Annotated in this window: 13 protein-coding genes; 5 read left to right on the top strand and 8 right to left on the bottom strand. The window is 57.5% G+C overall.

The window, feature by feature from the left end; genetic code table 11:
• Positions 1 to 9 precede the first annotated feature (9 nt).
• The 4 genes from P8935_RS23925 to larE form a co-directional block, all read right to left on the bottom strand.
• Positions 10 to 1650, bottom strand: a complete 1641-nt coding sequence (locus P8935_RS23925) for a 4Fe-4S binding protein (protein WP_348262827.1) — start codon at positions 1648 to 1650, stop codon at positions 10 to 12.
• Between the two features lie 207 nt (positions 1651 to 1857).
• Positions 1858 to 2607, bottom strand: a complete 750-nt coding sequence (larB, locus tag P8935_RS23920) for a nickel pincer cofactor biosynthesis protein LarB (RefSeq protein ID WP_348262826.1) — start codon at positions 2605 to 2607, stop codon at positions 1858 to 1860.
• Positions 2607 to 3920 carry a nickel pincer cofactor biosynthesis protein LarC gene (gene larC, locus P8935_RS23915; protein WP_348262825.1) on the bottom strand — a complete coding sequence of 438 codons (1314 nt, stop codon included), beginning with the start codon at positions 3918 to 3920 and terminating at the stop codon, positions 2607 to 2609. The genes larB and larC overlap by 1 nt, the downstream gene beginning before the upstream one ends.
• A gap of 31 nt (positions 3921 to 3951) precedes the next feature.
• Complete coding sequence (larE, locus tag P8935_RS23910) at positions 3952 to 4818, bottom strand: ATP-dependent sacrificial sulfur transferase LarE (protein WP_348262824.1); 867 nt, start codon at positions 4816 to 4818, stop codon at positions 3952 to 3954.
• Between the two features lie 160 nt (positions 4819 to 4978).
• On the opposite strand from larE, the gene P8935_RS23905 reads away from it, so the two are divergent.
• Together P8935_RS23905 and P8935_RS23900 are read left to right on the top strand one after the other, a co-directional pair.
• The gene (locus tag P8935_RS23905; RefSeq protein ID WP_348262823.1) at positions 4979 to 5497 is read left to right on the top strand and encodes a hypothetical protein; all 519 of its coding nucleotides are present in this window, start codon (positions 4979 to 4981) and stop codon (positions 5495 to 5497) included.
• Between the two features lie 225 nt (positions 5498 to 5722).
• The gene (locus P8935_RS23900; protein WP_348262822.1) at positions 5723 to 6733 is read left to right on the top strand and encodes an IS1595 family transposase; all 1011 of its coding nucleotides are present in this window, start codon (positions 5723 to 5725) and stop codon (positions 6731 to 6733) included.
• A 148-nt stretch (positions 6734 to 6881) separates the two neighbouring features.
• Here the strand turns inward: P8935_RS23900 and P8935_RS23895 are convergent, their stop codons facing one another.
• Positions 6882 to 7589 (bottom strand): hypothetical protein, encoded by a 708-nt coding sequence (locus P8935_RS23895; protein ID WP_348262821.1) that lies wholly within the window; start codon positions 7587 to 7589, stop codon positions 6882 to 6884.
• A 1152-nt stretch (positions 7590 to 8741) separates the two neighbouring features.
• On the opposite strand from P8935_RS23895, the gene P8935_RS23890 reads away from it, so the two are divergent.
• Positions 8742 to 9254, top strand: a complete 513-nt coding sequence (locus P8935_RS23890; RefSeq protein ID WP_348262820.1) for a polymer-forming cytoskeletal protein — start codon at positions 8742 to 8744, stop codon at positions 9252 to 9254.
• Positions 9255 to 9609: 355 nt separating this feature from the next.
• Here P8935_RS23890 and P8935_RS23885 read toward each other — a convergent pair whose 3' ends face one another.
• The 3 genes from P8935_RS23885 to P8935_RS23875 all read right to left on the bottom strand — a co-directional run bounded on the left by P8935_RS23885 (position 9610) and on the right by P8935_RS23875 (position 17149).
• Positions 9610 to 10935 carry a paraquat-inducible protein A gene (locus P8935_RS23885; protein WP_348262819.1) on the bottom strand — a complete coding sequence of 442 codons (1326 nt, stop codon included), beginning with the start codon at positions 10933 to 10935 and terminating at the stop codon, positions 9610 to 9612.
• 244 nt (positions 10936 to 11179) lie between these two features.
• On the bottom strand, positions 11180 to 15889 hold the full coding sequence (locus tag P8935_RS23880) for a 2-oxoacid:acceptor oxidoreductase family protein (RefSeq protein WP_348262818.1): 4710 nt from the start codon (positions 15887 to 15889) through the stop codon (positions 11180 to 11182).
• Between the two features lie 495 nt (positions 15890 to 16384).
• Complete coding sequence (locus P8935_RS23875) at positions 16385 to 17149, bottom strand: hypothetical protein (RefSeq protein ID WP_348262817.1); 765 nt, start codon at positions 17147 to 17149, stop codon at positions 16385 to 16387.
• Between the two features lie 343 nt (positions 17150 to 17492).
• On the opposite strand from P8935_RS23875, the gene P8935_RS23870 reads away from it, so the two are divergent.
• Complete coding sequence (locus P8935_RS23870) at positions 17493 to 18275, top strand: SDR family NAD(P)-dependent oxidoreductase (RefSeq protein WP_348262816.1); 783 nt, start codon at positions 17493 to 17495, stop codon at positions 18273 to 18275.
• Positions 18276 to 18441: 166 nt separating this feature from the next.
• The gene (locus P8935_RS23865) at positions 18442 to 21792 is read left to right on the top strand and encodes a glycoside hydrolase family 38 C-terminal domain-containing protein (protein ID WP_348262815.1); all 3351 of its coding nucleotides are present in this window, start codon (positions 18442 to 18444) and stop codon (positions 21790 to 21792) included.
• The last annotated feature ends 63 nt before the right edge of the window (positions 21793 to 21855 follow it).

Genomic DNA, 21855 nt, shown 5'->3' with positions numbered 1-21855 from the left:
AATCCCTCTTTAAGTTCTGTTCAAAAGAATCTGGCTGCTGGGCGAACGGCTTTCACCAATACTCGTGACGTAGACGGCAGGCCGTTCCTGCAGCGGGCAGGCGTATTCACACGCACCGCAACCTACGCAGCGGCTTGGGTCGACTCGTGGCTGCTTTACCGTTTTTGTATTCCCAGCAGCGTCGACCACCTGTGCTTCTTCGACGTAAATAGCTTTGGGCGAAACTGGACACCACTCCTCGCAGACGATGCAATCTGTGGCGAGGGCCCATGGCAGACAGCGGCCGCGATCATAGAATGCGGTGCCCAGGCGGACGGGCTGGTGCTGCGTGCCGCTCACGCCAACAACCCACCCCTTGTCCTTTGGCGTGATCTGCCAGATGGCGCCGGTGGGGCATACCTCGGAGCACAGCACGCAACTTGGTTCGCAGTAGCCGATCCGTGGAACCAGCGTGGGTGTCCACAGGCCTTCGAGTCCGGCTTGCGTCAAAGTCGGATGGAGCGAGTTGTTGGGGCAGACCTTCATGCATTCGCCGCAGCGGATGCAACGGGAGAGAAAGTCGGGTTCGTCGACCGAGCCTGGCGGACGAAGCAACCGATCTTCCCGGCTTTTGCCAAGTCCAGTATTCGCGCGCATCAGAGGTACGGCCGCAGCTCCAATCGCAAGTCCAGTCAGCGTTCGGCGTCGGCCGAGATCCGGCGATGCAACTTCGGGTTCTTTGCGGAAGAAGTGGAACTGCAAGGAATCGTGCGGGCAACTGCCAACACAGTTCATGCACATCAGGCATTCTGACTTGCGCCACGGAGATCCGCCGATAGGATCATCGCCGCCCTGGCAGTTCAGGAGGCAACGGCTGCACTTGTCGCAACTCGAGGCATCTTTGTGCAGGCCAAGTATCGACCACCGGGAAACCAAACCGAGTAGCGCGCCCAAAGGACAGATCGCACGACACCAGAATCGCGTAATCCGCATGCTGGCCCACAGAATAATAAGGAAGAGGATGCCCAACACTAGACTCTGCGCGAAATGTGCCTGGCGAAAATCGAGCACTGTTGCCTGCAAAATCGTGTGCAGCGATTCGCCGATTGTTCTAACCGCCAGAACATGACTGTGCTCCATCGGCACCAGCACGGCTCGGGTTGCGAAGTTGAAAGCGGGGAGGACGGCGAGACCTATGGAGCGAACCAGCAGGCTGAACGGGTCGAGGGTTCCGATGATCATAGAACCAAACGACGCCGCTACAAGGCCACCGATGAGTACTACATATTTAATCGTCTGCCAACGCTTGTAGCGATTGGATTCAATACGTTGCTTTCCGCGCTTTGCCTCGGAGCGCATGTTGCCGACGAAATGCTGCAGCGTTCCCATGGGGCAGATCCAGCCGCAGAAGAATCGGCCGAGAAAAAGCGTTGGCAGCAAAATCGCCAGGCTCCAGAGCAGACCACGATACAACGCGCGTGTCGCCAGAGCATTGGCAATGGCGACGAGCGGATCGAGTACGAAGAACATGCGCACCGGCGCGCGCATATGGATATCGCCCGTAGTCGCGGATGCAGGCCGCATCGATGTGAAAATCAGAAGCGCAATAAACAGGAGCAGAAAGAATATCTGCGAGATCCTGCGCAAGTGCGGCAATCTGGAATGAGCCACGAGGTTTGTCCTGTGCGCCGACGGGCGTCCGCGCTGGTCTGGCGATCGCGCCGGATGGCCGAGAGACTACACAAGGATCATTCGTGAGTGAGGTTTTGTTGGACAGTGACAGTCATCACTTCGAGGAGATTCGAGGACCGCGCGTTTGATGAGGTTGTACGGAAAGGCGAGGATCGAAGTAAGGGTCGAAAGCGCATTGGGCGGGACTTACTCCATATGATTGATGAGTGAGGCGATGCAGGCCGCGCCGAATCCGTTGTCGATGTTCACGACGGACACATTGGGCGAGCACGTATTCAGCATGCCCAGCAGCGCTGCGACGCCGCCGAACGACGCACCATAGCCAATACTGGTTGGAACTGCCAACACCGGTGCATTCACGAGACCCGCTACCACGGTCGGCAAAGCGCCTTCCATGCCGGCACAAACGATCAGCACGCGTGCGGATTGCAGGGCCTGTTTCTGTGCCAGCAGGCGGTGAATGCCGGCCACGCCTACGTCGGCGACGAGTTCCGTGGGGTTTCCCATGAGGCGGGTGGTGATCGCTGCTTCTTCTGCAACTGGGAGGTCGCTGGTGCCAGCACACACCACGCAGATATTTCCCTTGCCTCTCGGTGCCGTGCTTTGTTCGAGGGTGATGGCGCGGGCCATTTCGTGGTAGGTCGCCCGAGGTTCTACCTTACTTACGCCGTCGAAGCACTCGCGCGAAGCACGCGTGGCCAACACATTTCCACCCGCCTTGGCCATATGAGAAAAGATACGTGCCACCTGATCAGGGGTCTTTCCAGCAGCAAAAATCACCTCCGGCATGCCGGTGCGGAGAGCTCGATGATGATCCAGCTTGGCGAAGCCGAGGTCTTCAAAAGGCAAGTCCTTGAGGCGCTCCAGTGCATCGGGTACCGATGTCTGGTTTGCCTGTACGTCTTTGAGCAGCGCTTCGATCTGTGAGCGGTCCATCAGCGCTCCTCCTCGTGTACGGCGGCAAACATCCGCTTTGCCTGCTCGGTAACTTGCTTCAACGGAACGGAATGAGCGGCTGCGATGCGTTTGCAATCTTCATATTCCGGGGCGACGTTGGCAATCTCGCCGGACGGCCAGCGCGCAATCTTCATGCGCACCGGTCCCCATTCGGTCTGTACCACTTTGAATTCACGCGATAGGGAGATCTTGTTCTCAATGCGCCAATGCAACCCAATGGTCGTGGTCTCTCGAAACAACAAATCGCGCAGTGCCGAAACTTTATCGGGGTGACAGAGGACGGTCATCTGCATGCCCGTGCGGCCTTTTTTCATCTGCACAGGGATTCGGTAGACGTCCCACGCGCCAGCTTCGAGCAGAACCTCGCTCACATAGGCGATCAACTGTGGGCTTGAATCGTCGATCACTGTTTCCATGATGGCGATAGGTTCGGTTGCTGTGTGCTGATCAGCTTCTTCGCCGATCAGCAGTCGCAGCAGATTGGCCTGACCCGGTGTATCGCGTCCACCTGCGCCGTATCCTGAAGCGGCTATGCGCATCGCGGGCAGCGGAGCATATTCGACGTCGAGCATGCGCAGTATGGCGGCGCCCGTCGGGGTCACGCGCTCCATCGGCAGTCCGGAAGCATAGATCGGGGCATTGCCAAGAAGAGCGAGGGTTGCCGGTGCGGGAACCGGCAGTGTTCCATGGGCGCACTCGACCGTGCCGCTGCCGACGTTCAAGGGCGAAGCCAACCAGCGATCGACGCCGAGATGCGCGCAGCCAACCGCGGAGCAGACGATGTCGATAATAGTGTCGACTGCGCCGACTTCGTGAAAATGCACGCTCTCGATTGGCATGGAGTGAATCTTCGCTTCTGCCTCTCCTAAGAGTTGAAACGCACGCCTTGCCCGTGTCTTGACCGCATCCGAGATCGGTGCGTGATTAATGATCGCGAGAATCGCGGAAAGAGAACGGTGCGGTTGATGCGCATGCTCGTGAACATGATCGTGAGCGTGGACCGTGCCATCGGCATGCATATGTTCGTGAGAGTGGCCCTGCGCTGGGCCATGATCATGCGAAGGTGAATGGGAATGCTCGTGATGATCGTGGTCGTGCGCTGCTGCATTCTCGTTTTCGACGATCACATCGATCTTGGCCCCTGCGAGACCGCCGCGGCTCACCTTTTGCATTTCAAGGCGCGCGCCCACGTTCAAAGACGCAGTCGTATCCTGCAACAGCTCAAACGGGACGCCAGCATCGACAAGCGCGCCGAGCAGCATGTCGCCACTAATGCCCGAAAAGCACTCCAAATATCCGATTCGCATGGAAATGGAATTGTACCTATGCGCCGCGCCGCATCAGCACTTCAGCCGGCAGCACCGCGTTCAAAGACCCTGAACGAAAACCCGTAGTGTCGAGTGTCACATATTTAAAGCCGGCATTGCGAAGCTCGGCCGAAATTCGGTCCATCATCTCCATCGAGAAAGCACGCGGCATTTCTGTTCGCGAAATCTCGACGCGGGCCATTTCGCCGTGATGTCGGACGCGAAACTCACGAAAGCCCAGTTGGCGCAGGCTCTCTTCGCCGCGCTCCACCTGTTCCAGTACTTCGCGGGTCACCGCACGGCCGTATTCCACACGCGAGGAGAGGCACGGCGCGGCAGGCCGGTCCCAAAGCGTATAGCCTGCTTCTTTTGCCAGCGTTCTGATCTCCTGTTTGGTGAGGCCGACTTCGGCGAGCGGCGCAAGTACCTCGTGCTCTTCGGCGGCGCGCTGACCGGGTCGATAGTCGCGGCGGTCGTCGGCGTTCATACCGTAAGCGGTTTGCGCAAATCCCAACTCTGCGCCCAGTTTCTTCATGCCTTCGAATAGTTCTGTTTTGCAGTGGAAGCAGCGATTGGCGTCGTTACGTTGATATTCCGGCTTGTCGAGTTCTTCCGTTTGAATTACGCGCAGTGGAATGCCCCGAGATGCGGCAAATGCCGCAGCCTGCTCCATATCGCGGCGGGCCAAACTTGGCGAATCTGCCAGGACCGCAAGCATCCGATCACCCAGAACTCGATGAGCAGTTGCGGCCAGGAAGGCCGAATCTACTCCGCCGGAGTAGGCCACCATGAGGCTGCCGAGCGCACGCAGGCGATCTTCAAGCGTGTGCAGCTTTGCAACTGCTGGTGCGGCATCCGACGTGATGTCAGTTGAGATCGACACAGAGCGATTATATATACCTGCGTGCTCTGATGCGCCGCCAGGGCAATCGGTCGGCTGAGCGGACAACAGGCTTTAGCGCGGTCAATCATGCGATCGATACGCGGCTAAACATTGATGCTGTATACTCGGCTCGATTCCAAATCGAAAGAGGTTTCCTCTCATGCGCTTCCAGTCAATGATGAAGTTCGCCCCAGTTTTCGCGCTGACTTTGGCCGTGATGGCTGTGCCGGTGCAGTCGATTGCCCAGGGCGGCGATACGGTTTTGAAGCCGGCCGATACTCAGAAGCTGCTTCCGGCCAGCGTTTACTACAAGGCCCAATCCGCTCCAACGCAGCTCCGGAATTCAACCGGGATCAAGTTCTCTGACGGCTACTACCTGCTTTCGACCATGGTCGACACCAGCGGTTACTCGAGCGATGTGGCAGCGAAGTATCAGGCGTACTTCATCACCGAAGTACCCATCAAGTTTGAGAGCCAGAGGCTGCCGGCCGGAGTCTATGGGGTCGGATTTGTCTCCGACAAGTTCGTGATCACGGATGTTGGCGCACATGATGTTTTCTCAGTCGGAACCTCCACGGACGAGGCTCTGAAGCGGCCAATGCCGCTCCAGATCATGGCCGATCCAGGCGGTGGTTTCAGGCTGTATGCGGGGCGGAAGTTTGTGAAGTTTGCACGATAGTGCGCCTCCGTCTTCTTGGAACGCGGGCCTCTGGGCCCGCGTTTCTTATTTACAGGATCCGGAGCCGCACTGAATGGGGAGCGCACACATTGAACGATATGCAGCCAAATGGTTGCGATAGGGGTACCCCTCCCCATACTCTGCAAAGAAGCCCCTTATTTTCAATGACTTGCGGAGGCAATAACACTCTTGACACACATGTGCGTTTAGCGTACTATTTTGTACATGGACGTTCCCGAGACACTTACCGCTGCAATCGCCTACTTTTCGGACCCGCAACGTGCCTTTGAAGCAGCGGTTGAGTTTCGCTGGCCGGGTGGCAATGTCACTTGCCCTCGCTGCGATCAGGCGAAGTTCTCTTTCATCAAGACCCGCCGCATTTGGTTCTGCTACGTCTGCAAAAAGCAGTTCACGGTGAAGGTTGGGACGGTGATGGAGGATAGCCCTCTCGGACTCGATAAATGGATGTGCGCGATCTGGATGCTGGCTAACTGCAAGAACGGAATCAGCAGCTATGAACTCGCCAAGAATCTCGGCATCCGTCAGCAGTCGGCATGGTTCATGCTCCATCGGATTCGTGAGGCGATGAAGCAGGAACATAAGGGCAAGTTTGGTTTCGGCGGTCCCGTGGAAGCGGACGAGGTTTACATCGGACCTGTCGCAGCCAAGATGCACAAGAGCCGCAAGGCGAAGGTGCAGGCGCGTGATGGCCTCAAGGGTGGATACGTCGGGAAGACTGCCGTTCATGGGATGCTGGACCGCGAGTTGCGGCAGGTTCGCGCAAAGGTACTTCCGAACATCAAGCGCGAGACTTTGCAAAATGCGATTCTCAACAACGTCACGCCATTCGCCAAGGTCTACACCGATGAGGCGATGCAGTATGACGGACTGAGCAAGCAATTCATTCACAAGGTCGTGAATCACTCGCACGAATACGTGAACGGCAAAGTTCACACGAACGGCATAGAGAACTTCTGGAGCCTTCTCAAGAGGACTCTGCGCGGCACGTATGTGGCGGTGGAACCTTTTCATCTCGATCACTACATTGACGAGCAAGTGTTTCGTTTCAACAATCGGGCGACGAAGGATAACAAACTAACCGACGCTGACCGCTTCGCCCTCGTGATGATGCAGGTTGCTGGCAAGCGTTTGACCTATGCTCAACTCACAGGCAAAGGCACAGACTCAATACACCACCCGGAGGCAGGGACGGGGCAAGAGGAACAACCCTTCTAGCCCGGTCGCTTGCCCGCAGGTTTCTTCTTCGCGGCCTTCTTCGGAGCCGCAGTTGTCTTTGGCTTTTGAAGGACCAGCGTTGCTAGTCTCTTAAAGTTCTCGCCCGCCTTAGGGCCTTCATGGTATTCGTGTTTCATCTTGAGTACCTTTACTTAAACGGAGGAATATGTTTTGCCTTGTCCTCTGGCATTAACTTCAAACTCAGTATCTTTGGTGGCTTGTCGCTTGATGTTGAGTGAATAAACCACTGAACCGGGGTGCCAACTCCAATTGCGTGATGCGGCGTGAAGAGCACAATTGCAATGTTTGGGTTATCGGTGATGTAGTCGTGAGCCTCATCTGAATAGGCAACTCCACCTACAGCAACACCGCCGCCTCTACTCCTGCACGGAGATTCACACTCCGCGACAAAAGCCGGAATTCTAGGCGGTCCATCTACAGAAATCATCACGATTAATGTATTTGGCTCACCCGGGAGCGGCTCTGCGTTCCATGTGACATTGGGGAGTGGGGGCCCCAATTGATTAAACGTTGCTTGGCTATTTGGACCCTGAGCGCAAGCACTTCCGACACAGTTTTGTGCGTTGACTTCAGAGGGCCGTGAAAGAAGTTTTAAAATTTCATCGAGTTTGGCGTTGGTGGAAGCTGCATCCTGGTTCAATAGAATCCTATTCAACAAATCGACTACTTTCTTCCCTTGCTCTGGATCGCCACCACAATATTTGAAGTAGTAGGTGTTGTTATTTCCGGTGGTGGCAGGACTACACTTTCCACTCGTCTTCGCACTCCCCGAAGACGGAGTTTGTGTGAAGCCATGTGCGCAAAGAATCAGCAACAACAAAAAGACTTTCTTCATGAAAACCCCCACCTCATTTTGGGGGATTTGGCTGTCCATATGTGACAGGGTTCCCACTGCCGGTGATTGCGGGACTTTGTTGCCCTTTGGTTGTTGCGGCCCCACTCTTTGCAGGTGGACACGGGATTGGTTTATCTATAGTGATTGTTGTCTCGTGAGGCTTCAAGGGGTGATACCAAATCCAGAAGCCTAGCCCGATAGTGAAGAAGCAACTAGCCAGAAGCAGTAATGCTGTAAATGTGCGGTGAGGTCTAGGAGAGTCCATTGAACCCTCCGATTCCTTCCCGCCGAACCGATCCATCAACTGCAAGATCGATGACAACCCCTGAGGAACACCAAGGACGAAACAGCACACAGCGAGAACCTGCGTCATCTCCATTCAACTCTCCAGATAGCCTATTGTCGGCCTCTGTGATGTTTTCCGTAAAGCACTCATTTCCCTGTACCTGCAAAGGCCAACTTGCATACACTACACACCTTCACCCTCTCCTGACATGTGTGTCAAGCGTTTTATTGCCCTTGCGGAAAGTGTTCGGCTCTAAAATGTTCAGCCGGTTGAAGTTGCCTGCAAAATACTCTTCCGAAAGGATTTAGAGCAGTGATGTCGGTCTTTATGAGGGCTTCTCGCGCCAAGAAGCTGCTGCTACCGGTGCGGTCGGCATCAATATCCAAACTCCCACCGGGAGAGCGATCAGAACGGGGACGTCGAATTCCGCAGATGTTAAATATGACTTCATTGTGCTCCAGGGGCGCTAAATTCCCTGCACAACCTGCGAAGGTATTTTCTCTTTGGATCGAAGGGGTTGGAAAGAATCTAAGGCGAGGGGGCTTGACCATTCGCTCCCGATTGATTCAACGGCCCTCATCGCGATGAACGCGACGAACGGGCCAGCTTTCGGAGTGGGGATGCGTGTTCTGGAACGAGCGAGAAGCAGCCGGAGGCGAACTCGCGAAAGTCTCATCCCGGGACGATACTCACGTAATGGTTCGGCGGAGATGTCAGCTGGGTACAATCGTGGAACTCTTCAAGCTTGTTCAGTTGCATGATGTGGCTCATACCCCGGCGGGGAATACCGCGTAGACCGGAATCAGTCATCAAAAAGCCGGTTGGGCCATCAATTTTGAAGCGAGAGACGAAAGGACCAATCATCGATGGCTATCTTCGCGCAGAACTCCAATGCCGCTCCTGTTCAACCGCCGAGCCCCTCTCTCGCGGAGGTACCAGCGCCCCCAGCGGTTAATTCTTCAGCAAATCAATATTCGATGATCGGGAAGTCGATCATGATCAAGGGCGAGATTGTGGCGGCCGATCCGATTTACGTGTATGGGACCGTAGAAGGATCGATCAATGCGCCGGCGCACCGGGTGACCGTAGGGAAGGAAGGCATCGTGAAGGCCGATATCAGCGCGCGCGAGATCGTGATCATGGGCGACGTCTGCGGCAACCTGGAAGGCACTGAACGCGTGGAGATTCGCAATGACGGTTCGCTCATGGGAAATCTGGCGACACGTCGTATCTACATCGAAGAGGGTGCGGTGCTGAGCGGCGTTATTGATGTACACAAGCCCAGCAAGAAGGAAAAGGCGGAGCAGGAAGATGCCGGAGTCGATCGCAAGGGTGTGGTGAGTTTCCCCGTGACTGAGATGGTTGAGGAGATCGCTTAGTAGAAGGTCGACCCTGGGGCACCGGGCAGAAGGGGTAGTTCGGCGGCTGCGCAACGACCATAGAAAAGCAGATCCTTCGCTCCGCTTACCCCATGGACACAGGTGTCCACGGGGCCCCAAGCCGCTCCGCTCAGGATGACACTTCGGGGATTCGAGCGATTGAAGCAGGCGCGGATTTCGCTGCGTTCCTGTTTGTTTCGTTTCACGATTTGATCGAGCATTGATGGAGGCTGAGGAATCTTACCTTCCTGCCAGAAAGTGCGGTTGGTTCGGCAGCGTAGAGACGCAAGAAGCAGGTCCTTCGCTCCGCTTAACCCACTCCCGTGGACGGGAATGAGGCCCCAAGCTGCTCCGTTCAGGATGACACTTTTGGTGGGATTCGAGCGGAAGTGATTCCGTGCTCCAGTTTCTTCGACAGCAGGATGCTCGACAGGCAGAAACCGATGAACAAGTAATAGCCCGGCAGAATCTTGGAGGCATTGGTCGGAATCTGCACCTGCTGGACGTTCGGCATACCCCTCAGGCCATCCCACGCGCTCGACGTGATGCCATTGAAGGCGACGAACGACATGAAGATGGCCAGAACCATTACGTCGGCCATTGACCACTTGGATAGCTCGAAAGCGAGCAGCTTGACCAAGCGATTGGTGCGCAACAGCGCCGGACGGATGACACACGCGCCAAGCGCCAGCATCTTCAAAACGGGGAAGACCACGCTGAACAGAATTACCAACACTCCAACCAGCATCATCTCCGGCCGGCGCATCTGGATGAGCGTCTGGCATACCTCAAGCACGGTCTTGCTGCGGTAGTACAGAGACTGGTCACGAAATTCGATGGGTGCCCCCAGCAAGGTTGCGTCCAGTTTCGAGACGCGTACTTCTACCTCGAGCATCGGGCTGAGCACGCCGCCGGCCAGCATCGCAATTGAGAACAACATGAGCACGACGACGGCGCCTCGGGAGAGTGTCGACTTCCCGGCCATCAACAGGATGAACGCGACCGCCGACGTGGCAAGCACGGTGAGATAGTAGCGTGTTAACCTCTTGTCCGCTTCCTCGATCTGTTTGCCCAGAGTCAACTCGCAAGCCGTGCCATCAGCGCAGCCATATCGATTGAGGATTGCGTTGTAGGTGGTCATGTCTGTCGGGCTGAACGTGTTCTTTACCGCGTCCGCCAGGACGCCGCGAATGGAATCCTTGAATCCCTCTTGCGTTTGCGGCTTGGCCAACTCCTTCATGACGACTTCGGTGTACTCCGGCACATGCGGACGGAGGGATGCGACGATCATGTTCACGAGGAATGCATTGCCACCGCCAGGCGTTTCCGATGTCTTTGCCTGGGGCGATGTCATTTGGGTTTTAATGTTGTCGAGCAGGGCATAGAGCGAGCGTTCAACCATGGGCCGGAGGCTTTTGTTCTGACTCTTGAGATCGAGCTTGTCGACCTGCGCATTAAGGATCGGGCCGATGATGGTGCGCCACTGGTCGGCGCTAAGAATTCCGTAGCGCGCATGCGTGATTTCGGCAAGGTCGGTGCGGATGAGACGGCGCGCGGCCAGGCCATCCACGGTCTTCCAGCTAAACCAGATGGCAGGCAAGAGCAAAAGCGCGGCCAAGATCAGACGAAGATCGAAGGCACGCGAATGTTTGCTGGGTGATGGATTTGTCGGTGATTCCACGTCTTCCACGATGTGATAACGAGTATAAGACTGCTGACTGCTATGTTGATTTGGCCGATGCGTGGAACCGGTAGAAAAGCAGATCCTTCGCTCCGCTTACCCTACTCCCGTGGACGTGAGCGGGGCCCCAAGCTGCTCCGCTCAGGACGACACTTTATCGGGGATGCGAAGGGATGTTGGGATCTTCGGAAAATGAAGAAGGCGGACCGCGATGGGCCCGCCTTCTGTTGTTGGCTGGAGTTCGTTAAGCCTTGGCTAGAGCGGGGGCTGCGGTGCCTAGCTTTTCCGCCAGCATTTCGTGGGCGTGGGCGAAGAACTCGTCTTTCGCGATCTTGCCTGCGTCAACTTCTGCGAGCAGCGCCTTTTGCGCGATGTACTCCTTATTGACTACGCCGGCTTTGGACTGCAGCATCCGCCATGACTTGCGGCGTTCTACGCAGAACATGACCAGCTGGCGAGAGAGAGCGCGATACTCGATCTTTCCGTTTTCCTCGTACTTGATGTAGACGCCAAAATCGGGGATGAAGGAGCGGTGTGCCTGGTTCACGTAGCGGCGGTAGACCACATCCTGCTGCGTGATGCGCACCAGCATGTTGTCGAGGTGGATTAGCTTCTCGGCCGCCTCGGGCTTGATCTTTTTGAGGTGGTTGCGGAAGCGGGCTTCCGTGGTGCACCAGTGAGCCACAGTGTAGCGCATGGTTTCGCCGGTGGACTTGAGCTTGGTCTCGTACCAGTCGAGTTCCTTGCTCGGATTGCCGGTGACGTCGAGCGCTTCCTGGTAGGTTTCACCGAGGCGCGGGTTGAATACGAACTCAGGTACTCCGCGAGAGTCGCGTACGCGCTGTGCCTGGAAGAGAGCCATGTCGTCTGCAACGCCGTGCTCGGGCTGGCAGGTGGTGAAGCACTGCAGGAACATTGTGCCGCGATATTCCAGACCGTCAAGGATAGCGCGATAGAGCTTCGGCGCATTGGCCATGGAGACCTGCGCGACGAAGGGCGATCCGTGTCCCGCGAGGAAGGTTTCGGCGACCGTCTTCTTCTCAGTGTTCTTGCCTTGTGTGGCTGAGCCGAAGACGTTCATGTCGTTGCCGCCCAGCATCGGGGTTGAATCGGAGTTCTGACCACCGGTGTTGGAGTAGACCTGCGTATCGAGCATGAGTGCCTTGATGTTGGGGCGATTCTGCAGGATCACTTTGGACATGTTCTGGTAGCCGATGTCGCCCATGCCGCCGTCGCCGCCGACCACCCAGACCTTGGGCAGTTCGACGATTTCCTGGTCGGTCATCAACGCATCGGTGAAGTGGGTGAACTCGTAGAACTCGCGTGGAGTGATGCCATTCTCGCGGGTAAGGATCGCGTCGGTCAGTCGCTCTGGAATAACGGAGCGGCGCGCGTGGTCGACGATGAAGCTTTCGCCCATGAGCCAACCGATGGTGATGCCGTCCTGGAAGAGCGAGTTCATCCACGGATAAGGATGGGGGTTGTTCGGGGATGTGGACCCATATACGGTGTTGCAACCGGTGTGCGCGGCCATCGCCATTACGCTCATGCCATTGGCGAGGCGTCCGTCGACGGGCTGGAGGCTCTTGTGGTTGAAGGCTTCGGTGAGCAGGACTGCCGCGAGGGCTTCGACCATCTGCGCGTCGGTGATGGGGCCGTTGGCGGCTTCGTGCGCGGCGATGCGGGACTTGGTGTCTTCAGTTTGTTCGCCGCCGAGGCCGAGGATGAGGTGCGAGATAGCCAAGCGGAGCGTGGCGTACTCTTCGGGATTGCTTGCTTTGAGCGCTTCGAGCTTCGCGACGCCGTTCTTCTCAAGATCGCCGGCCTTGCCGACGAGTCGATCAGCCTTCGCGTGGAAGACAGGGCGCATGTACGCCTCGGTGACCGCCGCGATGGAGCGGAGCACGCTCTTTTCGCCGCAGCCGGCGCAGGCGCCATCGCCAGAGACCAGCGCGTCGTAGTTGCGACGAACCATGAGCATGTTGCGCAGCGTTGCGGTCTTGGAGTCAGCCGGGTTCGCAGCGTTGAAGAGGCCGAGGTACTTCTGCGATGTGTCGGGCAGCAGGTTAAGGAAGGCGGTGCCGGTCTCGTGCTCGGCGTTGACTTCGGTGGTTTCCTGCACCATCTTGAGCGCCATGTGATCGCCGCAGGCCGTAACGCAGGCCGCGCAGCCCTTGCACAAATCGCTGACGAAGATGGAGAAGATGCCACCGGTGCCGGGTGCCTTGCGTTCGGGCGACGAGAAGATGGCGTTAACCTTTTGGTAGGCCATCGGCACCTTGTCGATGATCGAGTAGAACTGCGCCTTGGCTTCTGTGGAGAAGCCGTCGACCGACTCGGTTACTTCGCGGATGATCTTCGGCAGCGGTGTGCCGGTTTTCATCTCTGCAACCATGCGCTGGCGGGTCTGCTTCTCGATCTCGGGAAGCTTCGCCATCATCTTAGTGCGCTCTCCGGCGTCGCCCACGTAGCGGGAGACGGCCATGGTGAGCACGGTGCTGAGATCCTGCGATGTGTTGGGGAGTGCGGTGTCAGGGCAAACCGAAATGCACTCCATGCACTGGGTGCAGTTTTCAGGAATGTAGAGCGGGGTTTCGCGGCGGGCTACGTACTTCGAAGCCGTGTCGCCTGTTGCAGCGGCGATGACGCCCATGGCTGCGAGAGGTGTTGCTGGCTGGTCGTAACCGAAGCTGGCGCGGAACTCGGCGTCGAAGGCGTTGATACTGGCGATCGGCGGACGCGCTTCCTGTCCAGCGGGAGGCAGCGTGGAACGGCAGCCACCGGTAGTGCAGCTATCGCCGGTGACGGTCGCCATTTCCAGGATAGGCAGAAGTGCTTCTCCGCGTAGGGAGGACTTATCGGCTGCGGTAATTTCGCCGATGGCGATTTCTTTAACGCGCTCGAAGCCCTGGGTCATGACTTCCATGTTGGAGTTGACGACGGCTTCGCCGAGCTTGCCGAACTTCTTGACGTACTGCTTCATCACGACGTCGCGGTACTGCTCCTGCGTGATGCCGAATTCCTGCAGCATGGGGCTGACTGCGAAGAATGCTCCGAGGAAGGCGTTGCCCTGCATGCGGAGCTGAAGGTCGGCACGGTCCGTCGCTTTGCGGGCGATTTCGAAGCCGGGCAGCGTGTAGACGCGAATGTTCTTCTCGATGATCTGCTTCCGGGCCCAGAGGGGAAGGTTCTCCCACGCGCGCTCGCCTTCGGCGTCCGACTCCCAGATGAGGGCGCCGCCGGGCTGGATGCCGTCGAGCGGATTGCAGTGGGTGAAGGCCTTGGGATCGCAGCAGAGGACGACGGTGACGTGGCGCAGATCGCAGTTGACGCGAATGCGGTCCTTGGCAGCGACCATGAAGTAGCTGGTGGGCGCACCCTTCTTTTCCGAACCGTACTTGGGATTGGCGCTGACGTGGATGACTTCCTTGGGATTGCCCTTGTCGTCGACCAGGCCGTCGCGCTCGTAGAGCAGATCGTTGAGGTCGCCAAGGATAGCGCCGAGGTTTTTACCGGTGGTGATGGCTCCCCATCCGCCGATGGAGTGGAAGCGGACGGCTACGGCGCCTTCGGGAAGCAGGGAAGGCATCTCGTCGCCGATGACCGCGTAGGGGTGATCGATGCCGAGAACGAAGAAGCTGACGCCGTCTGCTGCGGTCTTGCCGTCCTTGCGGGCGCGGCCGGCAGTGGCGAATTCGTAGGCGCCGATGATGTGCTCGGGGCGGAAGTCGCGGGAACCGAGGCCATAGCTGCCGGAGTAGATGTGGGGCACTTCGTCCATCGCCAATGCGGGCAAGCCTTCGGATGCTTTGTGGCCGGCGGTTTGAATCGCTTTCGACAGCGCGGTGCGGATATCGCGGCCGAGAGGGTTGTCGCCACTGAGAGCTTCGTCGGTACGCTCGAGGATGATGACGTTCTTCTTGCCCTTGAGGGCGGCAACGATGGCAGCTTCGGGGAAGGGGCGGATGACGTTGACGTGGATGGAGCCGACTTTCACGCCCTTGGTGTCGCGGAGATAGTCGACGGCTGCTTCGATGTTTTCTGCGGCAGAGCCGAGAGAGACGAAGACGGTATCGGTGTCGTCGCACTTGTACTGCGAGATGAGGCCGTAGTAGCGTCCGGTGAGCTTGCCGAAATCTTGATAGGCGTCTTCAAGGAACTGCAGGATCGGCTCAGCGAAGTTGTTGCGGCGCGCGATGATGCCGTTCATGTAGTGTTCCTGATTCTGGACGGGGCCAAGGAGGACGGGATTGGTCAGGTCCATCATCTTGGGAACGCGGCGACGGGTGGGTCCGAAAAGAGTGCGCTGCGCTTCGGTCGGACAATCGATGATGTCTTCCGGTGCGCCGAGGTATTCGCGGATCAGCTCCGATTCATGTTTATAGAAGGTGCGCTCAAGGTGGCTGGTGAGGAAGCCATCCATGATGTTCATGCCGGGGGTCAGGGAGAGTTCGGTAACACGGCGGAGGATGAGGGCCTGATCGGCAGCCTGCTGCGCGTCTTTGCCGAAGATCATGATCCAGCCGGTGTCGAGTGCGCCGTAGATGTCGTCGTGTCCGCAGTGGACGTTGAGGGCGTGCTTGGTGAGTGCGCGGGCACCGACTTCGAGCACCATGGTGGAACCTTTTCCGGGAGCGTGGTAGTACTGCTCAACCCCGTAGACAACGCCCTGGCCGGAGGTGAAGTTGACCACGCGCTTGCCGCAGACGGAGTGGGCGATGGCGCCACCCTGGGCTGCGTGTTCGCCTTCAGTCTCAATGGCGATGGTGTTGTGGCCGAATACGTTCAGGTTGCCCTCGGCATAGGCCTGTTGGAAGAGCTCGCCGCCTTCGGTGGAAGGCGTAATGGGATAGAAAACGCCGGCATCGGCGATGCGGGTCTCAGTGTGATACGAGACGAGCTGGTTTCCGTTGGCTGTAACTCGAATGCCGGGATAGCGAGCGGCTTCCGTCATGGTGTCCCCTCCGTGCGTCCTGATGCTGCTTGTTGCTCTGCAGGATAAAGGGCTGTCGCTCGAAGGCCTTCTGTGAGCCGTGGAAGGCCGCAACGGTCCCGCAACCTGCGGTTGTTTCAATCCAGGCTTGCCTGCCTTTGGCATCAGCATGCGCAAGTGGCTGGTTTTGTTGGTTCTGTTGACCGCGGTCGAGCTGCGGCTCCGATCCAATTCCCTTGATTAAGTTCAATTGCCAGAGTGGTATTGCGCGAGTAACCCAAGGGGGAGCTGCCCGTGAAAACGGCCTATACATCAGTATGCACCCGCCATGCGAGACGGTGTATCAGCGTGTACCAGTGCGTGGGATTGGGGAGAAGAGGGCAGGCAGAACATCTGCAGGCGTGGCGGGGAATCGCCTCAATCTGACTGCGTAAAGCGGTTCGGAGGAGGAGAGCAACTGCCGGAACTTTTCCAGCAGTTGCTTAGGTTACAAAGCTGAGGGCTTTGCCTTTTTTCCTATTTTGCTGGCGCAGGCGGCAGATAGCTCAGTTCCGGCTGGAAACGATATTCGTTAGCCTCGGCTGTCACAATCAGGGGCCGGATCTTCCCGAGCAGAGCTTTATAGCCTTCTTTACCAAGCCCTTTTTCGACACTGATCGGCTCGTCTAGTTCTGCCCATTTGTCCATGGAGATTACTGAAGTGACTTGGGTATTCGGCGCGCCGTATTTCGATTCAGCGAAGATATACATTTTGGCGCCCCCCTTCTGGGCAGCCGGAAGCACGTCTGACTTCACCAGGGCGAGATACTCGTCGAATTTCTCAGGGCGCACCAGGGTGGTCAAGACCCGAACCATCTTCGGCATTTCGGCGCTCATCGGCATGCTCAGATCCGGCTGGATCTCCTCAATGGTTCTGCGAGTGCTTGCTGCGCAATCAACCAAGCGCGTTCCCAGCCTCGCCTGGTCTGCGGCATCCTCCTTTGTAGCCGGATCAGGACCGGCATCAAGTTCGGACCATTTGTTGTAGTAGGAGACGATCGCATACTCGCGGGGGCCGGTGAGCGACATCCAAACGGAGCTGTAGCGAGTGGAATTGTCTTTCTTCATGAGCGCGTGAAGTTCCTTCAGTTCAGCCTGAAAATCGCCGGTGCGGTCGGGTTTGACGCTCACGAAGGTGATGCTACGGATATTTCCGGTCTGGGCGGATGCAACGGTTACGAGAGTGGCTGCGAGCGCAACAAGCACGCATCGACAGGCGATTTTCCCTGGATTGATTCCCATGAATTGCCTCCTTGGTGGAAGCCGGGACATTGCGTACCGGCATTCGAAGGTCCGGAGTTTCAGCCGAACGTTATCTTACAGAAGGCCTCGGCGAAAAGGGGTTCGGCATCGAGGACTTCAAAAGTCAGCAGAGCTCAGATCAGGTTGGGATGCTGTGATCGGGCGAGTATACATCTGTGCCCGCCATCCTGGCACGTTGCTTTCGGAATTGCGGAATCGCGATGCTGGCAAGAGTCGCAGCCGCGGGATCTTGTGGCGAGTTTGACGTCATGTTTGGTCGCTGGCCCTATACTTGCTGCGACGCAAAGCGGTCCCAACTGAAGGGCAATTCAGAATGTGTGACGTGAATTCAAATGCAGATCGCGCTTACGCGCACTATCCGAGTCTCCACGACCGCGCAGTCATTGTTACGGGCGGAGCCAGCGGAATCGGCGCTTCGATTGTTACTCACTTTGCGCGGCAGGGCGCGCACGTGGCGTTCCTTGACGTGCAGGATGACGCGGCGAGGGAACTGATTGGTTCGCTGACAGCGGAGGGCGTTTCGAAGCCTCACTATTTCCGCTGCGATCTGAGCGATATTTCTGCTTTGCAGGATTGCGTGAGGAAGGTCGTTGCTGAGCTCGGTACTGTCGATGTCCTGGTGAATAATGCTGCGAACGATCAACGTCACAGGACTGAGGACGTCACGCCAGAATATTGGGATGCTTCGATTGCGGTCAATTTGAAACCGCAGTTTTTTATGATCCAGGCGGTATTGCCGGCGATGAAGGCTGCGGGGCGGGGAAGCATCATCAATATGTCGTCGATCTCGTGGATGATTCCGTCCACCGGGGTGCCGGTTTACATCGCTGCGAAGGCGGCGATTGTGGGACTGACGCGGACGCTGGCGCATGAGCTTGGTCCGGTGGGGATACGTGTGAATGCGGTGTTGCCGGGGGCGATTGCGACGGAGAAGCAGCGGCGCCTGGTCTACACGCCGGAGTACAAGGCGGAGATTATGGCGTCGCAGGCGTTGAAACGGGACATCCTGCCGGAGGATGTCGCGCGGCTGGTGCTGTTTCTGGCTGCAGACGATTCGAGTGCGATCACGAATCAGAGTTATGTGGTGGATGGAGGATGGGTGTAGCGCGCAGAAGGTAACCAGTGTTTCGTGTTCAGTGATTAAAACAAGCCCAGAGTCCAGCCAAAAACTAAACGTTGACTGGTTTTCGATAATCCTTGACGAGTCGTAGAGTGGAATCGTTACCATTTTGCGGTCTGATGCCGTAAGATTTCTCGGGGAGCCAATCGACATGTTTCCAGCAATTCCGATTTTCCGTCGCATTAGCGTTTTTGGCGCTGCCGTGGTTGCGGTAGCTTGCGCGACTATATTTTTGGCCGAGCGCGCTTCGGCGCAAACAGCAGTTGAAGCCCAGAAGGTGGCAGCGGAGATTGCCCGAGTTGCGTCGAATTTGCCGCCCGAATCGCGCAACGTGGTGACGCGGCTCACGCTGCTGCATGAGCTGCCCAGTGGGGACTGGAAGATGCACGGTGGCGACCTGGCACATGGAGAGGCGACGAATCTCGATGAGTCGAGTTGGCAGACGCTTACCGTGCCCGGCCATGCTCCGAATGATGCGGTGTGGTTCCGGCAGACCTATACCATCCCCGACACTCTCGGCGGCTACGATCTGACTGGCGCGCGAATCTGGTTTCAGTTCCATGCGGATGCGAACGGGCCGATGCCGGAAATTCTGTATTTCAACGGACGGCGCGTGGCGCTCGGCGACGATCTGGAGCCGGTGGTGCTGATTGATGGTGCCAAGCCGGGTGAGAAGGTAACGGTTGCAGTGAAGCTGCTGCACACGGTGGACCAGAAGAGCATTCGTGGCGCCACGCTGAAGATCGACTTTCCTGAGAATCGTCCTAATCCCGAAGACCTGCGCACTGAATTTCTTTCCGCGGCGATCCTGATTCCGTCGCTGGCGCCGAAGGATGCTTCGCAGATGGCTTCGCTGAATGCGGCCATTGGGGCGGTGGATTTAAAGGCACTGGATGCGCACGATCAGAAGACGTTTGACGAGAGCCTGAAGGCAGCGCACGCAAAGCTGGAAGCGCTGCGTCCGCTGCTGGAGACGGCGACGTTCCATCTGACCGGCAATTCGCACATCGACGCAGCATGGCTGTGGCCGTGGACCGAGACTGTCGACGTCGTGAAGCGGACGTTTGGGACCGCATTGCAGTTGATGTACGAGTATCCGCAATACACATACACGCAGAGTGCGGCGGCATACAACGAGTGGATGGCGGACAAGTATCCCGACATGAATGGGGAAATCAAAAAGCGCATCGATGAAGGGCGCTGGGAGATCGTGGGCGGCATGTGGGTCGAGCCGGATTTGAATATGCCGGACGGCGAGTCGCTGGTGCGGCAACTGCTGGTGGGCAAGCGCTGGTACAAGAAGGCCTACGGCGTGGATGTGCGGATCGGCTGGAATCCCGATTCATTTGGATATACATGGCAACTTCCGCAGATCTACAAGAAGAGTGGCGTCGATTATTTCGTGACGCAGAAGATGACGTGGAACGATACGAACCAGCTGCCGTTCAAGCTGTTCTGGTGGGAGTCGCCAGATGGTTCGAAGGTGCTGGCGTATTTTCCGCACGACTATGCGAATGACAATCTAAATCCGACACGGCTGTCGAGCGACATGGTGCAGGCGCGGGAGAGGGCCACCGGTATCACCGATGTGATGGATCTGTATGGAATTGGCGATCACGGCGGTGGGCCAACGCGCGCGATTCTGGATGAGGGAGCGCACTGGTCGATGCCTTCTACTCCACCGCACGTGATGCCGAAGATGCCGTTCGGGACTGCACAGAGCTACTTCACCAACGTGGAGAAGCAGATTGCTCCGGAAAGCAAGGAGTGGAATTATCAGTCGATGGCGACGGGCTATACGCCGCCGGCCGCAGTCGAAGGCAAGATTGCGATTCCCACTTGGAAGAGCGAGATGTACTTCGAATATCACCGCGGAGTGATGACCACACAGGCCAACCACAAGCGCAATATGCGTCGCAGCGAAGTGCAGGTGCTGAATGCGGAAAAGTGGGCTTCGCTGGCTTGGCTCGATGGCAAGAACTATCCGGGGAATGAACTGACGGAGGATTGGAAGAAGGTCCTGTTCAACCAATTCCACGACCTGGCAGCAGGCTCGGGCATCGGAGTGATTTACAAGGACGCGCAGAAAGATTACGACGTAGTGCGCTACTCCACGAACCAGATCAGCTCGCGCGCGATGGAGACGGTGGACGAGCGCGTGAATACGGCGGGAACCGGCACTCCGGTGGTGGTGTTCAATCCGCTGGGATGGGAGCGCTCAGGGGAAGTCGAAGTGCGCGTGCCGGGCGTGAAGGCTGGGATGAGTGCTTCGGGAGCGCAGGTTGTGGAGGTGAAGCCGGATGAGAAGACAGACTTCGCCAACGTGACGCTGCACGTCATGCGGGTTCCGGCGCTGGGTTACAAGGTCGTGTGGGTTGGCGGGCCAAAGCGTGCGGGAGAGAAGGAAGAGAGCGAAGCGGAAGCGAAGGACTCCGGCAACTCGATCACCCTGGAGAATTCGACTCTTCGCGTGGCTGTCGACAAGAAGAGCGGGTGCATCACCAGTCTGTTTGACAAGAAGGCTAACTTCGAAACGCTGGCTTCGGGTGGGTGCGGCAACCAACTGCAGTTCTTTAAAGACAATCCGAAAGACTATGACGCGTGGAACATCGATCCGGGAACGCTGGACGTAGCGCCGATGACGATCGAACATGCGGATTCGGTGGAACTGGTGAAGACCGCCGAGCCGACGATTCGCGTGACGAGCCACTTCCAGAATTCAAAGTTTGTGCAGATTTACAGCCTGACTGCGGAAGGCGACGAAGTGAATGTCGAGAATCAGTTCGACTGGCACGAAGCGCATATTCTGTTCAAGGCTGCTTTCCCGCTGGCGGCAACCGGTCCGTTTGCGACTTATGAAATTCCTTATGGGACGATCGATCGTGCAACGACGCGCAACAACTCGTGGGAGAAGGCGCAGTTCGAAGTGCCTGCGATGCGCTGGGCCGACCTCGGCGACGGCAAGCATGGTTTGTCAGTCATCAACAATACGAAGTACGGGTACGACGCAGTGGGCAACCTGCTGCGGCTGACTCTATTACGCTCGCCCAAGTGGCCTGATCCGGATGCGGATATGGGTCACCAGCACTTCCAGTACGCACTCTATCCGCACGCGGGCACATGGAAGGATGCGATGACGGTGCGACATGGCTATGAGTACAGCTATGGGCTTCACGCCGAAGCAACTATGGCCCATCCGGGTATGCTGCCTGCTTCTCATTCGTTTGCCTCCGTTACACCAGAGAATGTGGTGCTGACGGCGGTGAAGAAGGCGGAAGACGCGAAGGGGCTGATCTTCCGCGTGTATGAGTGGGCAGGCAAAGAGTCGACCGTTGAGTTCCACGTGCCTCCAGGCGCGACTGCAGCAACGGTGACCAACATGCAAGAGACGCCGGAGGGTAGCGCGCTGGCGGTAACGGGCGATGTAGTGAAGGCGCCGATTCACCCGTACGAGATTCTGACGGTGCGGGTGGATTATCCGAATGGTGGACCGAAGGAGTAAGGGCATCGAGTCGGTTGAATATGGCGCAGCTTCTGGCTGCGCCATATTTGTTTTTGAGTGCCA

The sequence above is a fragment of the Telmatobacter sp. DSM 110680 genome, from assembly GCF_039994875.1.
GTDB lineage: Bacteria > Acidobacteriota > Terriglobia > Terriglobales > Acidobacteriaceae > Telmatobacter.
This window is presented reverse-complemented; position numbering and strand designations above follow the sequence as displayed.